The 8,185-nt window shown below is 56.0% G+C and carries 5 protein-coding genes; 1 reads left to right on the forward strand and 4 read right to left on the reverse strand.

Going from position 1 to position 8,185, the window contains the following annotated elements; all coding sequences use genetic code 11:
• Positions 1 to 280: 280 nt before the first annotated feature.
• The 4 genes from ACR0M9_RS20760 to ACR0M9_RS20775 all read right to left on the reverse strand — a co-directional run bounded on the left by ACR0M9_RS20760 (position 281) and on the right by ACR0M9_RS20775 (position 6,738).
• A complete protein-coding gene (locus ACR0M9_RS20760; protein WP_480774568.1) occupies positions 281 to 2,680 on the reverse strand; it encodes a trimethylamine N-oxide demethylase in 2,400 nt (799 codons plus the stop codon).
• 14 nt (positions 2,681 to 2,694) lie between these two features.
• Positions 2,695 to 4,677, reverse strand: coding sequence for an ABC transporter permease (locus ACR0M9_RS20765; protein ID WP_480774569.1), 1,983 nt, complete (start codon positions 4,675 to 4,677; stop codon positions 2,695 to 2,697).
• Positions 4,677 to 5,705 (reverse strand): quaternary amine ABC transporter ATP-binding protein, encoded by a 1,029-nt coding sequence (locus ACR0M9_RS20770; RefSeq protein ID WP_480774570.1) that lies wholly within the window; start codon positions 5,703 to 5,705, stop codon positions 4,677 to 4,679. The genes ACR0M9_RS20765 and ACR0M9_RS20770 overlap by 1 nt, the downstream gene beginning before the upstream one ends.
• A gap of 82 nt (positions 5,706 to 5,787) precedes the next feature.
• Positions 5,788 to 6,738: an ABC transporter substrate-binding protein gene (locus ACR0M9_RS20775; protein WP_480774571.1), complete on the reverse strand. Its 951-nt coding sequence runs from the start codon at positions 6,736 to 6,738 to the stop codon at positions 5,788 to 5,790.
• 239 nt (positions 6,739 to 6,977) lie between these two features.
• Here ACR0M9_RS20775 and ACR0M9_RS20780 point away from each other — a divergent pair, with 239 nt between their 5' ends.
• The gene (locus ACR0M9_RS20780; protein WP_480774572.1) at positions 6,978 to 7,913 is read left to right on the forward strand and encodes a LysR substrate-binding domain-containing protein; all 936 of its coding nucleotides are present in this window, start codon (positions 6,978 to 6,980) and stop codon (positions 7,911 to 7,913) included.
• The last annotated feature ends 272 nt before the right edge of the window (positions 7,914 to 8,185 follow it).

The raw sequence follows: 8,185 nt of genomic DNA on the forward strand, positions 1-8,185 counted from the left end.
CTAACAATCCGTTATCACCGCCTCGAGGCATTTGACGCCCCGAATGCTGCCACTCGAGCCGCTTGAATCCCGACCATCAGCATTCCCTCGTCGACCGGACGTTAACGTGACAACACCGTTTCGGATACTGCGCACCTTTGAAATAAATCATGGACTGGTTCTCGAGTGAATACACCGGCGACCGTTCACCGTCTGCATTCGAGCGCGTCAATAGTCAAAAGTTTGCAACAGAACCCTTTACGGTGCCCGGCCAAATCACAAGCCCGGCCCTCTTGGTCAACTACTCTGCTGCGTCCGAAACCGTGGTTTCTGAGTATATCCCTTTCACACGTTCCTTTGTCGGATCAAAATGAGGGAATGGAACGATCCTGGCTTTCAGCCGTTTTTGTTGGCCGTCCAATTGCCCAATTTCGATGTCTGCCCCAATTGTCGCGTGGGTAACTGAAATCCGACCCAAAGCGATGACTTTCCCTAAAACGGGTGATTTCATTGCGCTGGTAATCGCTCCAACCTGCGCCTTTCCGATGCGGACGCAGTCGCCGGGTGACGGGACGACGCCGCCTTCGATTTCAAAACCAACCAGCCTTCGGTGGGGGTGCGCCTTGCGTTCTTCGATTGCTGCCCGCCCGATGAAATCGTCGGTTTTTGATTTCAGCGGCACGGTAAAACCGATGCCTGCTTCAAACGGGTCCGTCTGGTCGTCGAATTCTGACCCGGCAAAGATCAGGCCCCCTTCGATCCGCAGCATATCAAGTGCCCCAAGGCCCAGCGGCGTGATCCCATAATCCTGACCTGCCTCCCAGACTCGGTCGAAGATTTCCACTGCATCTTTGGGATGGCAGAAGATTTCATATCCCAGCTCACCGGAATACCCTGTTCGGGAGATCACGACAGATGTTCCGCGCACATCTCCGACCCGTGCAACGGTCAGTCTGAACCATGGAAGTTCGTCAATCGTTGGTTGCTGTGGGGGTGTCCAGAAAATTCTGGAGAGAATGTCGCGACTGTGCCGCCCTTGAACCGCGATGTTGTGCAGCTGATCCGTCGAATTGCGAACCCAGACATTCAAGTTGCGTTTTTGCGCTTGTTCCTGAAGCCACAATCCACTGGTGTCATTCCCGCCGATCCAGCGGAAGTTCGTCTCACCCAGACGATAGACGGTGCCATCGTCAATCATCCCGCCGTGCTCATAACACATTGCGGTATAGACGACCTGACCGACGCTTAGCTTTTTCATGTTGCGGGTCACGCATAGCTGCATCAGCTCTTCTGCATCGGGTCCGACAACTTCGTATTTACGCAAAGGACTCAGGTCCATGACGGCAACCTTGTCCCGACAGGCCCAGTATTCAGAAATCGCACCATGATTGGTCATCGTGTTCGGCAGCCAATAGCCGTTATACTCGACGAAATCACGGGTATGCCGCGCAAAGCAGTCGTGAAAAGCAGTTTTCTTGGTTTCTTCCACATCCGCCTCCGCAGATTTTCTATAGCCGTAGGATCGTTGAAAATCCTCGGTCGCCTTGTACGTTCGCACCTGAATATCGGTCGGGTTCCACCCGTTTGCCGGATCGATGTCGCAGGGACATGCCGTGCTGATGCAGACCAGATCGGTCAGCGCGCGCAGCAACACGAAGTCACCCGGTCGCGACCAGGGATCGTCCATGCCAATGGCATTGGCGTCATCCAGCATCGTGTTGAAAAAGAAGTTGATCGCAGGCCAGCCGCCGCGCGGCTTGATGCCATACTGGTCCAGATCTTTGTTAATATTGTCCGAACAGTTTACGTGGCCGGGATAGCCAAGGTCTTCGTAGTACCGCGCCGTACAAGCAAGGCCAAACGTGTCATGACGACCGCAAGTGTCCTGCACGATTTCGATCAAGGGTTCCTGATCGACGGACCAGTATTTCGAAAATATCCCCGGTTGCGGATACAGGCTGCCCATCAGGCTGCGGGTCGTCGTCGGATCGATTTCGCGCTCGATCCCCTGATCCAGCGCCCGGCGGCTGAAGGCCTGAAAATCCGAGCATTCGCGGCCGCGAATATCCAAGATCTGGATGAATTCTCCAGCTTTGACCTCATAAGATATGGCGTTTCCCGGTTGAATGTTGATGTCCCTGAGAGGGTCGGCCAACGGCTCAGGCGCGCCAACACCCGGCTTTTCCAGACCCGGCGCGGAACGCTGAATATAGAGGATGATATCCGTTGGAGGGTTGTTGTTTTCCGGGCGCATCGCCTCGCCGGGTGCGGCGACGATCAGAAGACCATCGCTTTCCGCCACGAAATGCACCATGTCGCCGGGGCGCGAGCCTTCGACAAAAGCGCGGATTGCGTCGCCCTGCCCGATGTCAAACCCCGCAGCCTCGAGCGCGCGCAGAACCTTCCGGCCCGAAGCGGAACCGTTTGCCAGCGTTGCGATCACCCCGTCGGGACACCCGTGTCCCCGCGCGCCGAGCATCGCCGCGTCCGAGCTTCGGTCGGGGGCAAAAAATACCATCTCAGCGGGCTGCATTCCATCGCGATCCAGCAATGTGATCGTGTCCCCTTTGGACACCGGAACGGCGCGCGATCCCATTGCGGGAACCGGATGGCGTTCTGTGCCATGCGGCAGGATGGGCAGACCAGGAGCCAGCACCCCGCTGCGTTCGAACGGTACCTCAAACAAGGGTTTGACGTTCATCTGAACAACTCCGGTTAATCCAGCCCCAAAGCGCGCTTGCGCTTTTCGGCCCAACTGCTGATTGCCATATCAAAGGTCAACGCCATCAGAGACACGTTCAGACCCAGTACAAAATTCTTGCCCAATTCGGTGCCTGCCAGGGTTCGCTGCAATTCCTGCCCCAGATCCTGCGTGCCGATGAACGCGGCGATAATGACCATGAAGAACGCGAACATGATGGCCTGATTGAACCCGACGGCCATAGTCGGCAGCGCCAGTGGAAACTGTACTGACATCAGTTTTTGTCTGCGCGTCGAACCAGACATATCCGCGGCTTCGGTCATTTCCGGCGGCACGCTTCCCAGACCGATGATGGTATAGCGGATCAGCGGCACGGCGGCGAAGATCAGGATGGAAAACACGACCGCCACGTCATTGACGCCGAACAGCATGATCGCGGGGATCAGATAGATGAAGCTAGGGAAGGTTTGCGCAGTGTCGCAGGCCAGCAGGATACTCTTGGACCAGCGTTTGGACCGAGCTGCGACAACGCCCAAGGGGATACCGATCAGAGTTGCCAACACAACCGCTGAAATCACTGTATAGAGCGTGATGACCGAGCGATCCCACCAGCCGGAAAACGCGACAATTGTAAAAAACACCGCAGCATAGATACCGGGTTTGCGGCCTCCGACCCAATAGGCAAAGGAGACAACCAGTAGGATGAACGCAGGTGTCGGAATGGCAAGCAAAGTATCACGAAACGGGATCAGAACTTTGACGTTCAGGAACCAGCGCAGCCATTCGGTTGTCCCTTTGATCACATCGAAGGCCAGAACCGACTTGATCACATCGTCGATTTCCTTTCCCTGGCTCAGATGCTGCTTGCGACCAACTTCAGCCAGGATCGGAAACACTTGCGACAGCAGGGTGAACCCGACGAACAGACCCACTGCGATTAGCGGATTCCGGTGCCGTTTCCACCATGGCGTTCCGCGTTCGAAATGAATGGGCTGCTTGACGACCCAGGCCTTCGACATCCGGTCAAGCATGACCGCCAGAAGAACGATGGTCACGCCGATTTCAAACGAACGGCCAAGTTTGAAGCTGCCCATCATTGCAAGCAACTTGGCTCCAAGGCCTGGCATGCCGATAAAGGCGGTGAGAACCACCATTGCCAGACACAGCATGATCACCTGATTGACACCTACCAGCACTTCGGTGCGGGCGGCTGGGACGTATACATGCCGCAGCATTTGCCAGCGTGTACATCCAGACATATGGCCGGCTTCGATCACTTCGGGGCTGACTTTCTTCAGACCCAGTGTGGTCATCAGGATCATCGGCGGGATGGCAAAGGTGATTGTTGCCACGGCCCCCGCGGTTGGTCCGACTTTGAAAAAGATCACCGCTGGCAAGAGATAAGTAAAGAAAGGCAGGGTTTGCAGAACGGACAGGATGGGTTTCAGCACCCGCTCGAACCGGCCATACTTCCAGGCGGCGATGCCCAGCACCAGGCCCAGCACAAACGCCAGCGGTGCCGCCACTACAATGACCGACATGGTCTGCATGGCGATGTTCCACTGGCCGATTGCAGCGGTCCAGATGAACGTACCCGCACCCAGAGCCGCCAGCCGCCACCCTCCCACGGCATAGCCCACAACAGCAGCGACAGCAGCGATTGCTGACCACGGGATTGGGCCCAGATAAGGCCAGCGGCGCTTGCCTTCGAGCAGGTTGGCCGACATATCCAACAGGAATTCCAACGGGCCTTCGGCGATAAAGCGGGTCACGTAGATCAGACCAAGGTCATTTTGGATGAAATTGAAGATCGCATCCAGCACCTGCGCCGTCGGCGGGATTGCTGCCTCGGGAATGCGGTTCAACCATTCAGGGAGAATTCCGACCGCCTTGGCAAGGATCAGCGCAAAGGCGGTGATCAGAAGTGCGGTAAGGACTCTGGTGCGCCCCCACACACTGTCTGCCGTGTCCGGTAATTCGGTGGACAGTGTCGCCATCATTCCGCTCCGAGCAGAACGTTCAACGCGGCATCGCGATCCAAAACGCCGGTGACAACGCCTGTTTCATCCGCAACCGGCAGCAGGATACGCTTGTCATTGACCAGAACCCGGGCCAGTTCATGAATGGTTGATCCGCCATTGATCGGCGCGCCTTCGAGGGTATGGCCGTTCACCGGTTTTGCCAGCCCTTTCGCATGCACCACGCGGGCCTTGTCGATATCCTCGGTGAATTTCGCCACATATTCGGTCGCCGGGTTCATCACGATCTGATCCGGAGTATCGCATTGTTCGACCGCACCGTTGCGCATGATAGCAATCCGGTCAGCCAGACGCAGCGCCTCGTCAAAATCATGGGTAATGAAGACGATGGTTTTGCCCAGCATCTCTTGCAGGCGCAGGAATTCATCCTGCATTTCACGGCGGATCAGCGGATCAAGCGCCGAGAAGGGTTCATCCAGAAACCAGATATCCGGTTCGATAGCCAGCGACCGGGCGATACCGACCCGTTGTTGCTGGCCACCGCTCAATTCCCGTGGGAAGTATTCTTCCCGGCCTTCAAGGCCCACCAGCTTGATGACCTCCAAAGCGCGTTCGCGCCGGTCGTGGCGATCCTGCCCACGCATTTCCAGCGGGAAGGCGACATTGTCCAGAACCGTGCGGTGCGGCAGCAACCCGAAGGACTGAAACACCATCCCCATCTTGTTGCGGCGCAATTCGATCAGGTCGCGCTCGCTGAGTTTCATGATGTCCTGACCGTCTACTTCGATCGTGCCTCCGGTGATGTTGTGCAGACGCGAAAAGCACCGCACCAGCGTGGATTTTCCCGATCCTGACAACCCCATGATGACAAGCATCTCGCCACGGCCAACCTCGATCGAGACATCCTTGACCCCGGCGATATACCCATCCTCACGGATCTCGTCGAAACTGCGGCCTGCCGGCATGGACTTCAGATAGCTCTCGGGAGAGGGTCCAAACAGTTTCCAGACATTCTTGGCTGATATGACAGGCGCGATGGCGGACATGGCTGCTTTTCTTTCTTGTTGAGCGCGGCCCTGGATCACAAAACGATCAAGGCCGCGCCAGATTCATTATTCCTAGCCGTTATCAGCTGCAGGCACTGATCCAGGGGTCAACAACGGCACGGTTGGCGTCCAGCCATTCCTCTGCCGCTTCTTCCGGCTCAAGCTCATCAGTGTCGACCAGCTTTGCCATTTCCGCGATCTGAGGGTTGGTGAAAGAAATCTGGGTCAGAGCGCAATACGCGGCTGGCCACTTGTCCTTCATGCCATCCCAAGCCGCCTTTTTCAGATATCCACTTGCCGGGTTGCCACAATCATACAGCGCGTCCGGGTTCGGACCCTTGGCAGGATCCTTGTCGCAGCCGTCTTCCCATGCAGGGAACTCTACAAACTCACCGGGCCAGACGGCTTCGGCAAAGTTTGGCGTCCAGTTGAATACAAGAACCGGGGTCTTGTCGGCCTCGGCGGCACCAATCTCGGCCCACAACGCTGCGGCGGAACCCGCATTGATCACGGTAAAGTTCAGATCAAGCGCTTCGGCGCGTTCCTTACCATGTTTCAACCAGTCTACCGGACCATCAAGATACCGACCCTTATCCCCGGTCTCGGCCGTGGCAAACAGGTGCGCGCAATCGTTCAGTGCATTCCAATCAGGCAGGCCCGGGCAGGATTCCTTGGTCCACATCGGGTACCACCAATCTTCGCGCGTGACGGCATCATGATCGCCCGCGTCATGCAAACCGCCCTTTTCCAGCGCGGCCCGGTAGGATGCGCCAAACGCGCCTTCCCAGACTTCCATCTCAAGCGCGACGTCGCCCAAGCGGACCGATTCATAAACCGCCTGGCTGTCGGTGGTGACATATTCGACGTTGTTGCCCATCTCTTCGAAGATCAGACCGACGACGTTGGACATCACGATCTGGCTGGACCAGTTGTGAATTGGAATGACAATCGGGTCGCTGCTGTCTTCGGCAATCGCCCCGGTTCCCGCTACTGCCGCCAAGGTTGCTGCGGAAAGGAGGTTTGTAAGTTTCATGTTCGCTCCCTGAGTGAGGTTCGTTTTTTGTCAAAGGGGCTCTTCCGGCCCGCGAATTTGTGCATTTTGCCTAGAATCGCTCATAATGCAGAAAAGAAATTTGAGGGGCGTTGACCATAAAATCTTGAGGCAAACTCAACTTTTTACTATGTTAACAGTCGGTTGCCCGTTCAGACGGCAACGGGTGTCCATGAATGTTTTTGCGTGTGGCCGCGTCCAGATCGGGAAAAGTCCTGTAAATGCCAAAGAAAACATCAGTCACAGGGAAAGTCCTTCCTCCGCTTGATTATTTGTTGGCGTTTGAAGCCGCGGCAAAAGCGCAAAGCTTTGTGCAGGCCAGTAAGGTGCTGAACATCTCGGAAACCGCGATCAGCCGCAAAGTGCGCCTGCTGGAGCAGCATTATGATGTGCCATTGTTTGTCCGGGGTCACCGTTCGGTGTCACTGACGCAACAGGGTGCCATTCTGTTGGCAACTGTCGAGAAGTCTCTGGATCAGATGCGGGACGTCAGCCGTGAGATGCTGGCCAAGCATCAGGCCAACAAGGTGTCGATTTCCGCGACAAACTCTGTCGCGTCTTTGTGGTTGATGCCACAACTGCACAAGTTCAACAAATCCAACGGCCGTATCCGTATTTCGCTGGTGTCTTCGGACAGTGACGCAGAATGCCTTTCGGATTCCATGGACCTGACAATACTGCGTGGAGATGGCGAGTGGCCGGGATACGAAGCAAAGCTTCTGTTCGGAGAAACAGTGTTTCCGGTTTGCAGCCCCGAGTACCTCAGAAGCAACCCCAATGCGGCAGTTCTTTCCGCGCTGCCGGAACTGGACCTTATTGAAGTCACCAGCAGTCATGCGGAGTGGATGACATGGCGTACATGGTTCAGCGGTAACGGTGTTTCCACCTCAGCGATGGAACAAGCTGTGGCTTTCAACACCTATCCACTGTCGGTTCAGGCTGCCGTCGATGGTTTGGGAATTGCATTGGGCTGGGCCCATCTTGTTGACCCCTTGCTTGAGAGCGGCGCGTTGGTCAGGCCGGTCCAGAACGCTTCGGTGCGAACGCAATCCGGATACTACCTGCTGAAAAAGCCGCTTCAAAAAGCTTTCCCGGAACAGCGCATCGTCGAGGATTGGTTGCTGGGTCTCAGCGCAGGTCGAAAAAGATACGCCTGATCCTGGTCGCAACCCCCGAATCTTGACTTGATGTTTGGAAACATCCCTTGGGTACTTTAAACTCACGTATTGACCCTTGGGAATATTTATTTACCTTAAAGAAAATTTTGACCGAATCTGGCCCTGCGTTTTGTCGCTCTGGCCGGACCAATCCAGACTATCTCACGCAGGGAGACCAAACCCAATGAGCTATAAATCCGACATCGAAATTGCGCGTGAAGCGAATAAGAAGCCGATCCAGGAGATCGGCGCGAAGCTTGGAATATCCAGTG

The sequence above is a fragment of the Ruegeria sp. CH2 genome (genome assembly GCF_056537065.1).

Coding starts and splice junctions, on each gene's coding strand:
- ACR0M9_RS20760 (WP_480774568.1), bottom strand. CDS start 2,680: ATGAACGTCAAACCCTTGTTTGAGGTACCGTTCGAACGCAGCGGGGTG.
- ACR0M9_RS20765 (WP_480774569.1), bottom strand. CDS start 4,677: ATGGCGACACTGTCCACCGAATTACCGGACACGGCAGACAGTGTGTGG.
- ACR0M9_RS20770 (WP_480774570.1), bottom strand. CDS start 5,705: ATGTCCGCCATCGCGCCTGTCATATCAGCCAAGAATGTCTGGAAACTG.
- ACR0M9_RS20775 (WP_480774571.1), bottom strand. CDS start 6,738: ATGAAACTTACAAACCTCCTTTCCGCAGCAACCTTGGCGGCAGTAGCG.
- ACR0M9_RS20780 (WP_480774572.1), top strand. CDS start 6,978: ATGCCAAAGAAAACATCAGTCACAGGGAAAGTCCTTCCTCCGCTTGAT.